This window comes from Halalkalicoccus jeotgali B3, from assembly GCF_000196895.1.
GTDB lineage: Archaea > Halobacteriota > Halobacteria > Halobacteriales > Halalkalicoccaceae > Halalkalicoccus > Halalkalicoccus jeotgali.
The window spans coordinates 200,812-216,452 of sequence record NC_014297.1 but is presented as its reverse complement, the minus strand read 5'-3'; the positions used below and the strand labels follow the sequence as shown (position 1 = coordinate 216,452).

The window sequence follows — 15,641 nt, the reverse complement described above, 5'->3', positions numbered from 1 at the left end:
TCGCAAAATCTGGACCAAAAGGCGAAATTCAGGCCTCGAACCCGTCTTCGAATCGGAAGGTACCGTTTCGCTGGACGACCTCGCCGTCGACCTCGATTCGCGACTCGGCGCCCATGTCGACGATCATGTCGACGTGGACCGCGCTCTCGTTGACCTCGCCCCCCTCGCCGACGCAGTCGTCGTAGGCCATCCCGACAGCCATGTGGACGGTGTCGCCCATCTTCTCGTCGAACAGCATGTTGTAGGTAAACCGGTCGATGTCGCGGTTCATCCCGATACCCAGTTCCCCGAGTCGGCGAGCACCCTCGTCGGTGGAAAGCACCTCCGTCAGCAGGTCCTCGTTCTGCCCGGCCGAGTGGGAAACGACCTCGCCGCCCGCGAACTCGAGGGCGACATCGGTGATCTCGCGGCCCTGGTGGTACAGGGGCTTGTCGAAGAAGACGCTTCCCTCGACGCTGTCGGGCACAGGGGCTGTGAAGACCTCACCCCCAGGGAGGTTCTTCTCGCCGTAGTCGTTGAGCGTGGTGTTGCCCGCGACGCTCATCGTCACGTCGGTGCCCTCGCCCGAGACGATCCGGACCTCCTCTGCAGGGTCGAGGATCTCGACCATCTGGTCCTGGAACTCCCGCTGGGCCCCCCAGTCCTTGTTGATCGCGTCCCAGACGAAGTTCTCGTAGGCTTCGGTGCTCATGCCCGCGAGTTGGGCGTTCGCGGGCGCGGGGAACTGCGTGAGACACCAGCGCTTCGAGAGGCGTTCCTCCCGAATCGGCTGTTGGGCCACCGAGTAGGCGGCGGTCGTCTCGGGGTCGACGTCGCCGGTCTCGGTGGCGTTCTCGGTCGCACGCAGGTGGATGAACGCGTCGGTTTCGTCCATCAGCGCCTGCTCGTGGCTCGGCGTCTCGAACCCCTCGGAAGCACGCAGGAAGGCGCGTTTTGCGCGCTCGTCGGCGTTGAGCGAGACCGGGTTCGCACCGCGATCCCCGAGCACCTCGAAGAGCGCGACCACGAGGTCGCTCGCGACGGGGGGTGCGCTGACGATCACGTCGTCGCCCTCGGCGATATCGGTGGAATGGTCGACGATGGTCTCTGCGTGTTCGCGGATTCGCGGATCCATACCCGGTTCTGGCGCGCGCCCGACCAAACTCGTTTGGGTTCAGTACAGGATCGAGAAGAGCCCGAACTGGATCGGGAGCAAGAGGAGGATCGTCGCCAGCGAGCAGGCGACCGTTACGCGGATCAGATCGCCCGCCTCGACGCCGTCCTGTGCGAGGATCGCGACGAGGACGGCCGACTGGTACGGGAAGAAGTAGGTCCCCAGGGCGAGGGCCTCGGTCATCACGACCGGGGTGAGCGGCAGGCCCGTACCCGAGGCGTAGGAGACCAACACCGGGGTCAGGACACTCGCGACCGCGAGCCCCTCCATCAGGAGGTTGAGGAGAATGGTCGCCCCGAAAACGAACGCGAGGACGAGTGCGAGCGACCCGTCGGCGGGGATGGTCTCGAACAGCGCCCCCGCCGCGAGGTCCGCAAACCCCGTCTGCGAGAGGCCCTCGCCGACGGCGAAGACCCCGCCCAAAAAGAAGAGGATCGAGTAGTCGGGGTCGCCGGCTCGCGAGAACTCGACGACGCCCACGGTCGGAAGGAAGGCAAGCACGACGACGAGGATCGCGCCGAAGACCGGATGCAGGCCGTGGAGGAAGTCGGTCATCCAAAAGAGCGCGCCCGCCAGCAAGAACAGCGCCATCCGCCGCTCGCGCCCGCCCGCGGACCCGGGCCCGTCTTCGGGAACCTCGACGCCCGAGTCGGCAGCGGGCCGATACAGCGCGAAGACGACGCCCGCGACGAGGACCGTCCGGGCAAGTCCCATCACCGGAAAGAGCACCGTCGCCCACTCGGTCCACCCGATCGCGAGGTCGCCGACCGATTCCGCGATCCCGGAGATGATGACGTTCGGGAGCGCGGCGGTGTAGATCCCCGAGGCACCGTAGAAGGTCGCGAACAGCGGTCCCAAAAAGAGCCCGATCCGAGCATCGCGGTCCTCGAAGAAGCGTCCGGTCTCGTAGAGCACCGGCGCGAGCACGAGCACGCGTACGAGCGTCGAGGGGACCAACAGCGCGAAGGCGAGCGTGCCCAGACAGAGCGCCACGAGCAGCGCGCCGTAAGACCGGCGGGGATCCTCGCGCCAGAGGGCCGGGACGGCGCGGGCGACGAGCCACCGGCCGGCCCAGTCCGCGAGGCCGCTCTCGCGGGTCGCAAGCCCGATCAACAGCCCGAACCCGATCAGCCAGGTCGCGGGCGAACGAAAGCCCACGAGCGCCAGCTCCGTCGAGAAGGCGGCCCCGACGAGGCCGATACAGATCACGCCCGTGTAGGCCGGCGGGACGGGCGTGAGGACCCAGAGGACGATACAGAACAGCGTGATCGCGAGCATCGTCGCGGCGTCGGCCGCCAGCGGCGCGGCGACGAGCGCGATCGCTCCGATGGCCGCTGCGAGCGCGAACGCGGGCAGCGGTGAGCGAAGCGCGTCGAGACGGGCGACGAGTGTCATCTACTGGCAGTTCCCGGATCGGAACCAAAAGGGGGTCGATACTGGCAGGTGCCGCCGGGCCCGTAGGGACGGGCAGGGTTTTGCCCGCCAAACACAAAGCCCGCCCATGATCGATCTGCGAAGCGATACGGTGACGCGACCGGACGACCGGATGCGCGAAGCGAGTGCGAACGCCGAGGTCGGCGACGACGTGTATCGCGAGGACCCGACCGTAAACGAGCTAGAAGAGCGGGCGGCCGAGATCGTCGGCACGGAGGCGGCGCTGTACGTCCCCACGGGGACGATGGGCAACCAAATCGCGGTGCGGACCCACACCGAGCGCGGTCAGGAGGTGCTCTGTGAGCGCGAGAGCCACGTCGTCAAATGGGAGTTGGGCGGGATGGCTCAGCTCTCGGGCCTGCAGGTGCGCACCGTCGAGGGGGACGACCGCGGGGTCGTCTCGCCCGAACGGGTACGAGAAAGCTACGTCGCCGAGGACCTACATCGACCGGGGACGGGCCTGTTGACCCTCGAGAACACCCACAACAGCAAGGGCGGGGCGGCCATCGAGGTAGAGAAGATCCGCGAGACCGCAGAGACGGCCCACGGTCTCGACGTCCCGGTCCACCTGGACGGCGCGCGTGTGTTCAACGCCGCGGCGGCGCTCGGCGTCGAGGCACGCGAGATCGTCGCGCCGGTCGATTCGGTGATGTTCTGTCTCTCGAAGGGGTTGGGCGCGCCCGTCGGATCGATGCTTGCCGGCAGTCAGGAGTTCGTCGATCGTGCCCGCCGGAACCGCAAGCTGCTGGGTGGCGGGATGCGGCAAGCCGGAATCATCGCCGCGCCGGGAGCGCTCGCGCTCGAAAACCGCCATCGGCTCACCGACGATCACGAGAACGCCCACCGGCTCGCGGCCGGGCTCGACGGGATCGAGGGGCTCTCCGTCCTCGAGCCCGAGACGAACATCGTCCTGGTCGACTGCGAGGGGACCGGCCACACCGCCGAGGAGTTCCTCGCGGCGGTCGAGTCGACGGGCGTCCTCGGAGTGGCCTTCGGCGAGTACGTCGTCCGGTTCTGTACGCACTGGGACGTCGACGACGGGGACGTCGAGGAGGCGATTTCGGCCGTCGATCGGGCGCTCTAGCGCCGGCCGCTCTCCAAGCCGTCTCGGAAGCCGAAAAGCACCTTCCGGACGAACAGGTACGCCCCGCCGACGAAGAAGACCAGTATCCCGACGAAGACGAGATAGACGGGATCGAGCTGGAGGAACATACGTCCACCACTCGGGGTGGGCAAAAGAGCGTTTCGGCCAGCCGGACGGGCTGCAATGGCCTACAGGGCAAAACCGGGTCGGTGCTCACACCCCCGATCAGGCCCGAATCGAGAACTCCTCGAGGACGGTTCCGTCGGGCCGACGGAGCCGCCCGCGAACCTCGTTGTCAATCGCTTCGAGTTCCGCATGAGCCGGCCGATTACCACGAGGGTCGGCATGGCTCCCCGGGTTCAACAGGACGAGATCGTCGGTCCGCGTAACGCCCGGGGCGTGGGTGTGTCCGGAGACCACGAGGTCCGCGCCGCGCTCGCGCCCGAACATCGCCAGCCCCGTGGGGCCGCCGTCCCGGCGGTGAGTAAGCGCGATCCGCAGCCCCTCCCATTCGAGGGTTCGGGCCGCCGGCAGTCGGTCCCGGACCGCCGACTCGTCGGCGTTGCCATGGACCGCGTCGAGGCGGGGAGCCTCCGCGTGAAACGCGTCGAGCGCGGAGACGGACGTGAAGTCACCGGCGTGGATCACGCGCTCTGCGTCCCGGACCGCCGCGAGCGTCCGGCCGGTCAGGGCGTGGGCCTCGGTACTGTGGGTGTCGGAGACGACCGCGAGCATACGTGGACGTGATCGGGGACGATAGTGTCGGTTTCGCTCCCCCGACTCTCCAGGCGGGACTCGATCCCAAAGGGCATTATCCCCGGGTGAGTAGCGGATCCGATGGCAGGTGAAAGCGTCGGCGTGGTGCTGGCTGCGTTGGTGGCCAACGGGGCGATCGCGGTACTGAAATTCGGCGGGTTCCTGCTGACCGGGAGCCCGGCGATGCTCGCCGAGACGTACCACTCCGTCTCGGATACGGGCAATCAGGTCTTCCTGCTGGTTGGGATCTACTACGGCCGACAGGAGCGCGATCGCTCGCATCCCTTCGGCTACGGCAAGGCGGAGTTCTTCTACAGCTTCCTCGTAAGCGTCCTGCTGTTCGGGATCGCGGGCTGGGAGAGCGCGAAGGGTGGCTACGAGGCACTCGTCCACGGCGAGGCACACCTGACCGAAGGCTCGGTCACCCTGCTGGGGACGACCGTTCCGGGGATCTACGTCAACTACGCTGTGTTGCTCGGCGCGATCGTCTTCGAGACCTACGCACTCATCAAGGCCCGCGCGGCGATGCGCGCGGAGATCGACGAGCGGGGTTGGAGCGGCTACCGCGAGGCGTTCAAAAAGACCAGCCGGACCACCGTGTTGACCGCGTTGACCGAGGACACGGTCGCGCTCGCCGGGCTCGGGATCGCGCTCGCGGGCATCTACCTCACCCGCGTCACCGGCAACCCCGTCTACGACGGGACGGCGGCGCTGTTGATCGGGCTGATGCTGATGGGCTTTGCCCTCGCGCTGGCCTGGGAGAACAAGCGCCTGCTGATCGGCGAGAGCCTCCCGAAGACCGACGAGCGGGGGCTACGGGAGATCGTCGCCGGTTGGAACGGCGTCACCGAGATCACCGGGTTCCGTAGCGTCCATTTCGGTCCGGACTACCTGCTCGTGGCCGCCGACGTCGGGTTCGACCCGGCCCTCGACGGCGAGGAGATCGACGAACGCATCGGCGGGATCGAACGGGCGCTGCGGGAGGCCGACGAGAGCGTCAAAAGCGTCTACATCGAACCCCAGACGGCCTGATCCGAGCGTTTTTATCCGATCGGGACCCACGTCTCGTGTGGCGACGACCGACTCCGAGCGGTTTTTCCCGTACGACGCCCCCTACGAGAACCAGCGCGAGGCGATCGAGCGGATCGAAAACGGTCTCGCTCGCGGCCAGGACGTGCTCTTCGAGGGTGCCTGTGGCACGGGAAAGACCCTCTCGGCGCTCGTACCCGCGCTCTCACACGCCCGCGAGACCGACAAGACGGTGGTGATCACGACGAACGTCCACCAGCAGATGCGCCAGTTCGTCGAGGAGGCCCGCGCGATCACGCGAGAGGAGGCGATCCGCGCGGTCGTCTTCAAGGGGAAGGCCTCGATGTGCCATATCGACGTGAGCTACGAGGAGTGTCAGGTGCTTCGCGATACGACCCGCGACCTGGCCGACTCCGAGATCGATAAGGCCCAGCTCGAACGCAAACAGGAGGAACTCTTAGAGGAGAGTCAGGCGGGCGATCAGGGGGCCGCCGAAGCCCGCAGCGCGGTGATGGACGAGCTCGAATCCGTCGACGAGGAGGTCTCGGACCTCGAAGAAGAGCCCACCTGCGAGCACTACTACAACAATCTCGTCGAGAACACCGACGCGTTCTACCAGTGGCTCTTCAGCGACGTGCGCACCCCCGAGGAGGTCTACGAGTACGCCGAACGCGAGGGCTTGTGTGGCTACGAACTGCTCAAAGACGGAATGGAGGGCGTCGACCTCGTGGTCTGTAACTACCACCACCTGCTCGATCCGATGATCAGAGAGCAGTTCTTCCGGTGGCTGGATCGCGACCCCGAGGACGTGATCTGCGTCTTCGACGAGGCCCACAACATCGAGGACGCTGCCCGGGACCACGCGACCCGGACGCTGACGGAGAACACCGTCGACAGCGCCCTCGACGAGTGTGAGGACGCAGACGACCCGCGAAGCGAGGACGCGTTCGCCGTGTTCGCGGCCTTTCGCCGGGCGCTCGTTTCGACCTACGAGGACTCGTTTGGCTTCGGCGACCGGGGAAAGGTCGACGAGAACTGGGAGGACGTCGCCATCGCCAACGAGTCGGGTCGCGACGAGCTCACGCTCGCCTTTCTGGAGGAGTACACGGGCCAAGGGATCGATCGGGACCTCAAGAGCGCACTGGAGTTCGGCGAGGAACTCGACGAGCAGTACGAGGAGGCCTATCGCAACGGGCAGGCTCAGACGCGAGCGGAGTGTCAGACCCTCCAGGCCGCCGCGTTCATCGAGGGCTGGCTCGACGACGGGGCCGCACTGGGTCAATACCCCGTCCTTGGGGTGCGCCGGGACGAGGGCACCGAGGAGGTGTACGGCCGGGCGGAGCTCTATACGTGTATCCCCCGCGAGGTCGCAGAGAGCCTCTTTTCGAGCGTCCACGCGAGCGTGCTGATGAGCGCGACGCTGCGTCCCTTCGACGTCCTGGAGGACGTACTGGGCCTCGAAGAGCCCATCGAGATAGCCTACGGCCTTGAATTCCCCGAGGAAAACCGGCGAACGTTCGCGGTCGAGACGCCCGCGCTCTTCGCGAGCGAGCGCGAGAACCCGGATACCCAGCGGACGATCGCGCGCGTGATCGAGGACGCGATCCGGATGACGCCGGGCAACTCCCTGATATTCTTCCCGAGCTACTACGAGGCCGAGCGCTACTACGGGCTCGTCGAGACGAGCGCGGGGCCGTATCTCGACCGGCCCGGCGTGGGTGCCGAAGAACTCAGACAGGAGTTCACCGAAAGCGACGATGCGGTCCTCTTTACCTCGCTGTGGGGCACGCTAACGGAAGGGGTGAGCTTCGACGGCGACGACGCCCACACCGTCCTCGTGGTCGGGGTTCCCTATCCTCATCTCGACGAGCGCATGGACGCGGTCCAAGACGCCTACCAATCGATCTACGGCGACGCGAACCCCGACGCAGGCTGGGAGTACGCCGTCGAGATCCCGACCATCAGGAAGACTCGACAGGCCCTCGGACGGGTGCTTCGCTCGCCAGAGGAGGTCGGGGTGCGCGCGCTCATCGACAAGCGCTATACGCAGACCGCAGAGCGCGAGATGGGCAAATACAGCGTTCGAGGGGCGTTCCCGCCCGAAGAGCGCGCCGAGCTGATCGACATCTCCCCGGAGAAACTCCAGTTCTCGATGCTGAACTTCTACGGCGATCACGATGCCTACGAGGAGGCACCCGAACCGCGGTTAGACGGGTAGGGAAAACCGGGTGGCGACCTCCTCGTGAGTCGCGTCCCACAACACGAGTTCGTTGACCGTCCACGTGATCGGGTCTATCGCCCGCTCGCGGAGGCGTTCGCGTATTGTTTCGGTCCCACCGCGCGCGAGGGTGATATGCGGGACGTAGTCCTCGGCGTCGATCCCCTCGATCGCGCCGAACGTCTCCGAGAGGCGTGCGTTGAGCTCGCCCAGCAGGGGGCTTTCGACCGCGAGGTAGACGACCGGGGAGTCGCCTTTGGTTGGGGCGTCGAAGGACTCGATCCCCGTAATACGGGCCTCGAACGGCGGTGTTCCAGCGATGGTTTGGCGGACCTGCGGGGCGAGACGGGCGTACTCCGTCGGTGTGCGCTCGCCGAAGCGCTTGACCCCGAGGGTGTGGGTTCGCCGGACGCGCTCGAAGCGATAGAGGTCGGGTTCGAGATCGCCGGCGAGTCGCTTTACCTGCCCCGGTACGGGAACGTTCAGACTGATCGCCACCCGCGTTTCGACGGCGTACGACCGGATAAGCGCGGTGATCGACGGGTCACACGGGGGCCATGGTACGGATCGAACTTCTCGTCAAGGACTGCCGGGCCGGAAGCGTTTAATAGTCAGAGCCTATTTTCATTCCTCAATGAGTCGGCACCCGCTCGCGGATGCGCCCGTTTCCACGAGCGACGCCGTCGTATCGCGTCCACAGGCCGTGGCCCCACGCTCGTGGCCCGTAGCGCCACGCACGCGGGCCGGAGCCCCGCGTCCCCGACGACCGCGACCGGGCCTCCGCTAGGCCCACTACTATCTTCATCCCCGACCTTCCGAAATTTCGACTAATCGTCGATTCGTCTATTTCCCCGGTTAGCGTAGCCTCTATCCTTATTTTTCATAATCAAAAAGGAAGAATTTATGTCCCCATAGGAGGTTCGTTCGAGCAACGATGGAACGTGTGGCACTCGCGTTTTCGGGTGGACTGGATACGACCGTCTGTGTACCGCTACTGGAAGAGGAGTACGGCTACGACGAAGTGATCGGGGTGACCGTCGACGTCGGCCAACCCGAAGAGGAGTTCGAGGAGGCCGAAGAGACCGCCGAGGCACTGGGGCTCGAGAACCACATCGTCGACGCCAAATCCGAGTTCGCGGAGACCTGCTTCGACGGCGTGAAAGCGAACGCGACCTATCAGGGCTATCCCCTCGGGACCGCGCTTGCCCGCCCGGTGATCGCACAAGCGATTCTGGAAGTCGCAGAGGAGCAGGACTGCTCGGCGCTGGCCCACGGCTGTACGGGCAAGGGCAACGACCAATTGCGCTTCGAGGCGGTCTGGCGCGGCTCGGACATGGAGGTCATCGCGCCCGTGCGCGAACTCGGGCTCACTCGGGAATGGGAGATCGAGTACGCCGACGAGAAGGACCTCCCCGTCGAGGCAGGGAATGACGGCGTCTGGTCGATCGACACGAACCTCTGGAGTCGCTCGGTCGAGGGCGGTCAGTTGGAAGAGCCGAGCTACGTACCCCCCGAAGAGATCTACGACTGGACCGCCGAGCCAACCGATGAAACCGAGCAGATCGAGATCGAGTTCGACGAAGGGGTTCCCGTCGCGGTCGACGGCGAGGCGATGGACGGCGTCGAGTTGATCGAGCACCTGAACGAACTCGCGGGCGCCCACGGCGTCGGCCGGACCGACCTGATGGAGGACCGCATGCTCGGGCTCAAAGTCCGCGAGAACTACGAGCACCCCGCGGCGAGCGTGTTGCTCAACGCCCACCGGGCGCTCGAGGACCTCGTCCTGACGAAGGGCGAGCGGTCGTTCAAGGTCGGCGTCGACCACGAGTGGTCCGAGAAGGCCTACGAGGGGCTGCTGTTCGCACCACTCGTGGAGGCGCTGAACGGCTTCATCGACGAGACCCAGACAAAGGTGACGGGCACGGTGACGATCAAGCTCGAGGGCGGAAAAGCCCGTCCCGTAGGCAGGGACAGCGAGTTCGCGGTCTACTCGGCGAGCGCGGCGTCGTTCAACACCGAGACCGTCGACGGGATCGCCCAGGAGGACGCCACCGGCGTCGCGAAGTATCACGGCCTGCAAGAGCGCCTCGCGAACGCCGTCGAGGCCGACGTCGGCGAGCGCACGCCCGCAGTGACCGACGGCGGGGACGCGAGCGAGGGTGAGCAGTAGATGAGCGGGGAGTCCGGGGACGTGGTGCGCCGCGAGCGGTTCAGTGGTGGGCCCGCTCGCGGATTCCTCTCCTCGATGGCGGCCGACGAACGGATCTTCGAAGCCGACCTCGCGGTGGATCGCGCACACGTCGTGATGCTCGCAGAACAGGGGATCGTTCCCGAGGAGGAGGCCGGCGAGATCCTCGCGACGCTTTCGGAGGTGGAGGCCACGGGCCACGACGCGCTGCCCGACGGCGAGGACGTCCACGCCGCCATCGAGACGGCGGTGATCGACTCCATCGGACCGGTCGGCGGGAAGATGCACACCGCCCGCTCGCGCAACGACGAGGTCGCGACCTGCATCCGCCACCGACTGCGCGAGGACCTCCTGGAGGTCCTGGAAGCGACGGTTGCCTTCCGCGAGGCACTCGTCGGGGCCGCCGAGGGGCAGACTGAAACGCTGTTGCCCGGCTACACCCACCTCCAGCCGGCCCAGCCGACCACCGTGGCTCACTGGCTGCTCTCGTACGAGGGAGCGGTGGCGCGCGACACCGAACGCCTGCTCGACGCTTATAGCAGAACGAACCGCTGCCCGCTGGGGGCGGCGGCCTTCGCGGGCACGCCCTTCGATATCGACCGCGAGCGAACCGCGGAGCTGCTGGGCTTCGAGTCCGTGCTCGAAAACTCGATGGACGCCTCCTCGACGCGGGACTTCCTGCTCGAAACGGTGAGCGCGCTCGCGACGCTGTCGACGACGCTCTCCGGAATGGCCGAAGACCTGATCCTCTTTTCGAACAAGGGCTATGTCGAACTCTCGGACGAGTACTCCTCGACGTCCTCGATCATGCCCCAGAAGAAGAACCCCGATACCCTGGAGCTGGTTCGCGCCACGGCGGGCGACGCCTCTTCGGGGCTGAACGGCCTCCTGACGACGCTCAAAGGACTGCCGAGAGCGTACAACCGTGACCTCCAGCGCGCGACGCCCCACGCCTGGGAGACGGTCGACGCCGTGCGCGAGGCGACAGACGTCGCGGCCGGCGCGGTCGCGACCGCCGAGTGGAACGAACACCAGTTGGAGGCGGCCGCAGGCGAGGGGTTCTCGACCGCGACGGGCGTCGCGGACGCGCTCGCGATGGCCGGGTTGCCCTTCCGGACTGCTCACGAACTGGTAGCGCTCGCTTCGGAGGACGCCAGCGACTACGCGGCGCTCGATGCGGCGAGCGAGGCAGTCCTCGGCGATCCCCTCGCCGAGTACGTCCCCCGCGAGGCGGTCGAGGCGGCGCTCGACCCCGAAGCGAGCGTCGCGAGCCGGGACTCGCAAGGCGGGCCCGCACCCGAGGCGGTCGAGGAGACGCTGGCGGCGGCCTGGGACGGGATCGGCGCCGACGAGCGAGCAGTCGACGACCTCGCCGAGGCGCTCGGGGCCGCCGCCACGGCACTAGACGAGGAGGTGCGTTCGTATGAGTGAGCGACCGCCCCGTCCGGGGCACACACACACACTTCGTCGCTGATATTCGAAGCGCGATTCGCGCTCAGAGGGCTTTTGTGCACGCGTAGCGGATACTGCAGTCATGTTAATTAAGCGATAGATTCGACGGGTTTAAGGTGAGCCGTGCGATACGGGGAAGTACAATGGCAGACGACAGCACCATCACGGCGGAGGACCCCCTGACCGGCGACGAGATCGAGGTACCGGCCGACGTCGAAGTCGGCGAGATCATCGACAGCCCCGTCAGCGGCGCGGAGCTCGAGGTCGTCTCGACGGATCCCGTCGAGCTCGAGGAAGCGCCCGAGCTCGAGGAAGACTGGGGCGAGTGATGGCGATCGGCGAGAAGGCGAACGAGATCGACCAGCAATGAACACCGAGACAGCGGTTAGTTTTTCCACCCGGCAGACGAGGTGGACCCGATAGAATGAACGTAGGCATCCTTTACTCCCGGATCCGCAGAGACGAGAAGCTCCTTCTGAACGAGCTTCGCGAGCGCGACCACGAGATCACCAAGATCGACGTGCGAAAACACCAGTTCAACGTCCACAATCCCCCCGAAATCTTCGAGGGCGTCGACGTCGTGCTCGACCGGTGTCTCTCGACGAGCCGGAGCCTCTACGTCACGCGCTTCTGTGAGGCCTACGGGATCCCCGTGGTCAACGGGCCCGACACCGCAGAGACCTGTGCGGACAAGGTGAAAAACAGCCTCGCGCTCGCGAGCGCGGGCGTGCCGACACCCGATACGGACGTGGCCTTCACGACCGAGGCCGCCCTCGAAAGCATCGAGAACTTCGGCTATCCCTGTGTCCTCAAACCCGTCATGGGTTCGTGGGGTCGCCTGATGGCGAAGCTCGAATCGCGCTCGGCCGCCGAGGCGATCCTCGAACACAAGGAGACCTTGGGCCACTACGAGCACAAGGTGTTCTACATCCAGGAGTTCGTCGCCAAACCCGACCGCGACATCCGAGTGGTGGCCGTCGACGGCGAGCCCATCGCCGCGATGGCGCGCGCCTCGGAGCACTGGCTGACCAACGCCGCGAAGGGTGCGACGACCGAGGTCTTCGAGCCCGACGCCGAAGCGCTCGATCTCGTCGAGCGCGCGAGCGACGCCGTCGGCGGTGGTCTGCTCGGGATCGACCTGATGGAAACCGAGGAGGGCTACACCGTCCACGAGGTCAACCACACGGTCGAGTTCAAGGCGCTCAACGAGGTCGTCGACGTCGACGTCCCGGCGAGAGTCGTCGACTGGCTCGAAGCGCAGGTGCCCGCCGAAACCGAGGTGACCGCTTGATGGCGGTCGGGGGGGAGAACGGCTCGACCGAACCGCTCAGCGCGAGCGTCGTCGGGGGAAGCGGCTTTACCGGCGGCGAGTTGCTCAGGCTTCTGGACGGCCACCCGAACTTCGAGATCGCACAGGCGACGAGCCGCTCGGCGGAGAACAAGACCATCGGCTCGGTCCACCCGAACCTCCGGGGCCGGACCCTGCGGTTTTCCGATCCCACCGATCTGGAGTCGGTGGACGTGCTGTTCGCGGCGACACCCCACGGCGTGTCGATGGAGCGCATCGACGCCTTCGAGGACGCCGCCGATACGGTCGTCGACCTCTCGGCTGATTTCCGGTTGAACACCAAAGAACAGTACGAGCAGTGGTACGACGGGCACAGTGCGTCCGAGTACCTCGAGAAGTCGGTGTATGCGCTGCCAGAACGCTATCGTGAGGAACTACCCGGCGCTGACCTGATCGCCTCGGGGGGCTGTAACGCCACCGCGACGATCCTCGGACTGGGCCCGCTGTTCGATTCGGAGCTGCTTTCGGGCGACGAGCAGATCGTCGTCGACGTGAAAGTCGGCTCCTCGGAGGGGGGTGCCGGCGGCGGCGCGGCCTCCTCGCACCCCGAGCGCTCGGGGATCGTCCGGCCCTACGCGCCGACGAGCCACCGCCACGAGGCGGAGATCGAACAGGAGTTCGGGATCTCGGTGTCGTTCACCGTTCACGCGGTCGATATGATCCGCGGTGCCAGCGCGACCTGTCACGTCTTTCCGAACGGGCCGGTCTCGAAAAAGGATCTCTGGGGCGCGTATCGCGACAGCTACGCCGAGGAGCCGTTCATGCGGATCGCCTCCGGCGGCGGTGGCGTCTATCGCTACCCCGAACCCAAGGCCGTCGCCGGCACGAACTACGGCGACGTGGGCTTCGAGCTCGATCCGGCCAACAAGCGAATCGTCGTCTTCTCGGCGATCGACAACATGATGAAAGGGTCGGCGGGCCAGGCGGTCCACGCCGCGAACGTCGCGCTCGGACTGGAGGAGACGGCCGGGTTGGAGTTCCAGGGCCTGCATCCCGTGGGGGCTCCCTAATGGTTATCGTCGTCAAGATCGGCGGCGCCCGCGCCGTCGAGCCCGAAGGCGCGCTGGCGGACATCGCACACCTGACGGCCAACGGCGAGCGGGTCGTCGTGGTCCACGGCGGCTCGACCGCGGTCGACGAGCTGCTTGCCGATCTCGGGACCGAGCCCGAATACGTCACCACGCCGGGCGGCGTCACGGGCCGCTTTACCGACGCGGAGACGATGGAGGCGTTTACGATGGCGATGGCCGGGCAGGTCAACACCGACCTGACGGCGGCGCTGAGAAACGAGGGCGTCAACGCGCTCGGGCTCTCGGGTGTCGATGGCGGCCTGCTGACCGGGGCGCGCAAGTCCGCGGTCAGAGTGATCGAGGACGGCAGGAAGAAGATCAAGCGCGGCGATCACTCGGGGAGGATCGAGTCGGTCAACAGCGAGCTCCTCAAAGAGCTGCTCGAATCGGGCTATACGCCCGTCGTGAGCGTTCCGATGCTCGCCGAGGACGGGACCCCCGTAAACGCCGATGCGGACCGGGCGGCTGCGGCCGTGGCCGGCGCGCTCGGCGCGTCGCTCGTCGTGCTGACGGACGTCGCGGGCGTCTACGAGGACCCCGAGGACCCCGAGACGCTGATCGAGAGCGCCGAGACGCCCGCACAGATGGAGCGCGTCGAGGCGGCCGCCGAAGGATTCATGACCAAGAAGGTGATGGCCGCGACCGAAGCGCTCGACGGCGGCGCCAGCGAGGTGATCGTCTCGGATGCGAACTTCAACGACCCCATTCTGGCCGCGCTCGACGGACATGGAACACGCTTTACTCCCGGCGCGCTCGGAGGTGCGGACGAATGAGCGGGTTCGTCTTCTCCGAGAAGCCGATCAGAATCGAACGCGGCGAGGGAACGTACCTCTACGACGACTCGGGGACCGAATACCTCGATTTCGGCGCGAGCTACGCGGTCACGCCGGTCGGCCACTGCCATCCCGAGGTGGTTTCGGCCGCAAAGGACCAACTGGAGGAGCTGATGTTCGTTCAGGCGTCGTATCCCAACGACGCACGCGACGCCTGCTACTCGAAGCTGGCGAGCGTGGCGCCCGGCGACATCGAGAACGTCTGGCTCTGTAACTCGGGCACCGAGGCCAACGAGGCGGCGTTGAAATTCGCCCGCAGCGCCACGGGACGGAAGAAGATCGTCGCCACCCAGCGCGCGTTTCACGGCCGGACGATGGGCTCGCTCGCGGCGACCTGGAAACAGAAGTACAAAAAACCGTTCGAGCCGCTGGCGGCGGGCTTCGAGACGGTGCCCTACGGCGACGGCGAAGCGCTCGCGGAGGCCGTCGACGAGGAGACCGCCGCGGTGATCGTCGAACCCATCCAGGGTGAGGGCGGGATCAACGCCGCACCCGAGGGGTATCTACAGGCCGCCCGCGAGACCTGCGACGAGACGGGCGCGGCGTTGGTCTTCGACGAGATCCAGACCGGGCTCGGGCGCACCGGCGAGTTCTGGGCGTGCGAGGGCGAGGGCGTTACCCCCGACATCCTGACGAGCGCGAAGGGCCTCGCGAGTGGCCTGCCACTGGGCGCGACCCTCTGTAAGGACTGGATCGCCGAGGACGCCGGCCCGCACGGCTCGACGTTCAGCGGGAACCCCGTGGTCTGTGCGGCCGCCGCGGCGACCCTCGACGTCCTCGTCGAGGAGGACGTCCCCACTCATGCCGCCGAGATGGGCGAGTACCTTCACGAGGAAATCGAGGCCGCCGACCTGCCGATCCGCGACGTCCGCGGGCGCGGGCTGATGACCGGTATCGAGGTCAAGCGGGGCTCCAATCGCCTCCTGCGGGATCTCGCGTTGAACCACCAGGTGCTCGCGCTGCCGGCCGGTCGGTCGGTTCTCAGACTCCTCCCGCCGCTCGTCATCGACGAGGAGCACGTCGAGAGCGTCGTCGGGGCGCTCGCCGAAACGATGAGCGCGAGTACGGAGTCGTGA

The 15,641-nt window shown here is 66.7% G+C and carries 16 protein-coding genes; 10 read left to right on the top strand and 6 right to left on the bottom strand.

All coding sequences use genetic code 11. The annotated features are described in order from the left end of the window. Window positions 1-28: 28 nt before the first annotated feature. Both HACJB3_RS01030 and HACJB3_RS01025 read right to left on the bottom strand, forming a co-directional pair. Window positions 29-1,114, bottom strand: a complete 1,086-nt coding sequence (locus HACJB3_RS01030) for an aminopeptidase (RefSeq protein ID WP_008418838.1) — start codon at window positions 1,112-1,114, stop codon at window positions 29-31. 39 nt (window positions 1,115-1,153) lie between these two features. Continuing rightward, window positions 1,154-2,548: an SLC13 family permease gene (locus HACJB3_RS01025; protein ID WP_008418840.1), complete on the bottom strand. Its 1,395-nt coding sequence runs from the start codon at window positions 2,546-2,548 to the stop codon at window positions 1,154-1,156. 106 nt (window positions 2,549-2,654) lie between these two features. On the opposite strand from HACJB3_RS01025, the gene HACJB3_RS01020 reads away from it, so the two are divergent. Further along, entirely contained in the window at window positions 2,655-3,671 is a 1,017-nt protein-coding gene (locus tag HACJB3_RS01020) for a threonine aldolase family protein (protein ID WP_008418842.1), read from the top strand. Here the strand turns inward: HACJB3_RS01020 and HACJB3_RS20960 are convergent. Both HACJB3_RS20960 and HACJB3_RS01015 read right to left on the bottom strand, forming a co-directional pair. After that, a complete protein-coding gene (locus HACJB3_RS20960) occupies window positions 3,668-3,799 on the bottom strand; it encodes a DUF7859 family protein (protein ID WP_008418844.1) in 132 nt (43 codons plus the stop codon). The genes HACJB3_RS01020 and HACJB3_RS20960 overlap by 4 nt on opposite strands. Before the next feature lie 97 nt (window positions 3,800-3,896). Then, entirely contained in the window at window positions 3,897-4,406 is a 510-nt protein-coding gene (locus HACJB3_RS01015; RefSeq protein WP_008418847.1) for a metallophosphoesterase, read from the bottom strand. A 102-nt stretch (window positions 4,407-4,508) separates the two neighbouring features. Between HACJB3_RS01015 and HACJB3_RS01010 the strand changes: the two genes are divergently transcribed. Then, window positions 4,509-5,459, top strand: coding sequence for a cation diffusion facilitator family transporter (locus HACJB3_RS01010; RefSeq protein ID WP_008418849.1), 951 nt, complete (start codon window positions 4,509-4,511; stop codon window positions 5,457-5,459). A 37-nt stretch (window positions 5,460-5,496) separates the two neighbouring features. Further along, window positions 5,497-7,674 (top strand): ATP-dependent DNA helicase, encoded by a 2,178-nt coding sequence (locus HACJB3_RS01005; protein WP_008418851.1) that lies wholly within the window; start codon window positions 5,497-5,499, stop codon window positions 7,672-7,674. Here HACJB3_RS01005 and HACJB3_RS01000 read toward each other — a convergent pair. Both HACJB3_RS01000 and HACJB3_RS19905 read right to left on the bottom strand, forming a co-directional pair. Then, window positions 7,663-8,172 carry a 2'-5' RNA ligase family protein gene (locus HACJB3_RS01000; RefSeq protein ID WP_008418853.1) on the bottom strand — a complete coding sequence of 170 codons (510 nt, stop codon included), beginning with the start codon at window positions 8,170-8,172 and terminating at the stop codon, window positions 7,663-7,665. The two genes, HACJB3_RS01005 and HACJB3_RS01000, sit on opposite strands and share 12 nt — an antisense overlap. A 133-nt stretch (window positions 8,173-8,305) precedes the next feature. Beyond that, entirely contained in the window at window positions 8,306-8,467 is a 162-nt protein-coding gene (locus HACJB3_RS19905) for a hypothetical protein (protein WP_155828816.1), read from the bottom strand. A gap of 141 nt (window positions 8,468-8,608) precedes the next feature. On the opposite strand from HACJB3_RS19905, the gene HACJB3_RS00995 reads away from it, so the two are divergent. From HACJB3_RS00995 to HACJB3_RS00965, 7 genes are all read left to right on the top strand, one after another. Next, window positions 8,609-9,844, top strand: a complete 1,236-nt coding sequence (locus HACJB3_RS00995) for an argininosuccinate synthase (RefSeq protein WP_008418855.1) — start codon at window positions 8,609-8,611, stop codon at window positions 9,842-9,844. Continuing rightward, window positions 9,845-11,293, top strand: coding sequence for an argininosuccinate lyase (gene argH / locus HACJB3_RS00990; protein WP_013199327.1), 1,449 nt, complete (start codon window positions 9,845-9,847; stop codon window positions 11,291-11,293). Between the two features lie 164 nt (window positions 11,294-11,457). Further along, complete coding sequence (gene lysW / locus HACJB3_RS00985; protein ID WP_008418861.1) at window positions 11,458-11,643, top strand: lysine biosynthesis protein LysW; 186 nt, start codon at window positions 11,458-11,460, stop codon at window positions 11,641-11,643. Window positions 11,644-11,738: 95 nt separating this feature from the next. Further along, window positions 11,739-12,605 (top strand): lysine biosynthesis protein LysX, encoded by an 867-nt coding sequence (gene lysX, locus HACJB3_RS00980; protein WP_008418862.1) that lies wholly within the window; start codon window positions 11,739-11,741, stop codon window positions 12,603-12,605. Next, window positions 12,605-13,672, top strand: coding sequence for an N-acetyl-gamma-glutamyl-phosphate reductase (gene argC, locus HACJB3_RS00975; RefSeq protein WP_008418864.1), 1,068 nt, complete (start codon window positions 12,605-12,607; stop codon window positions 13,670-13,672). Before lysX ends, argC begins: the two co-directional genes overlap by 1 nt. Continuing rightward, window positions 13,672-14,505, top strand: coding sequence for an acetylglutamate/acetylaminoadipate kinase (locus HACJB3_RS00970; protein ID WP_008418866.1), 834 nt, complete (start codon window positions 13,672-13,674; stop codon window positions 14,503-14,505). Before argC ends, HACJB3_RS00970 begins: the two co-directional genes overlap by 1 nt. Further along, complete coding sequence (locus HACJB3_RS00965; protein ID WP_008418868.1) at window positions 14,502-15,641, top strand: aspartate aminotransferase family protein; 1,140 nt, start codon at window positions 14,502-14,504, stop codon at window positions 15,639-15,641. The genes HACJB3_RS00970 and HACJB3_RS00965 overlap by 4 nt, the downstream gene beginning before the upstream one ends.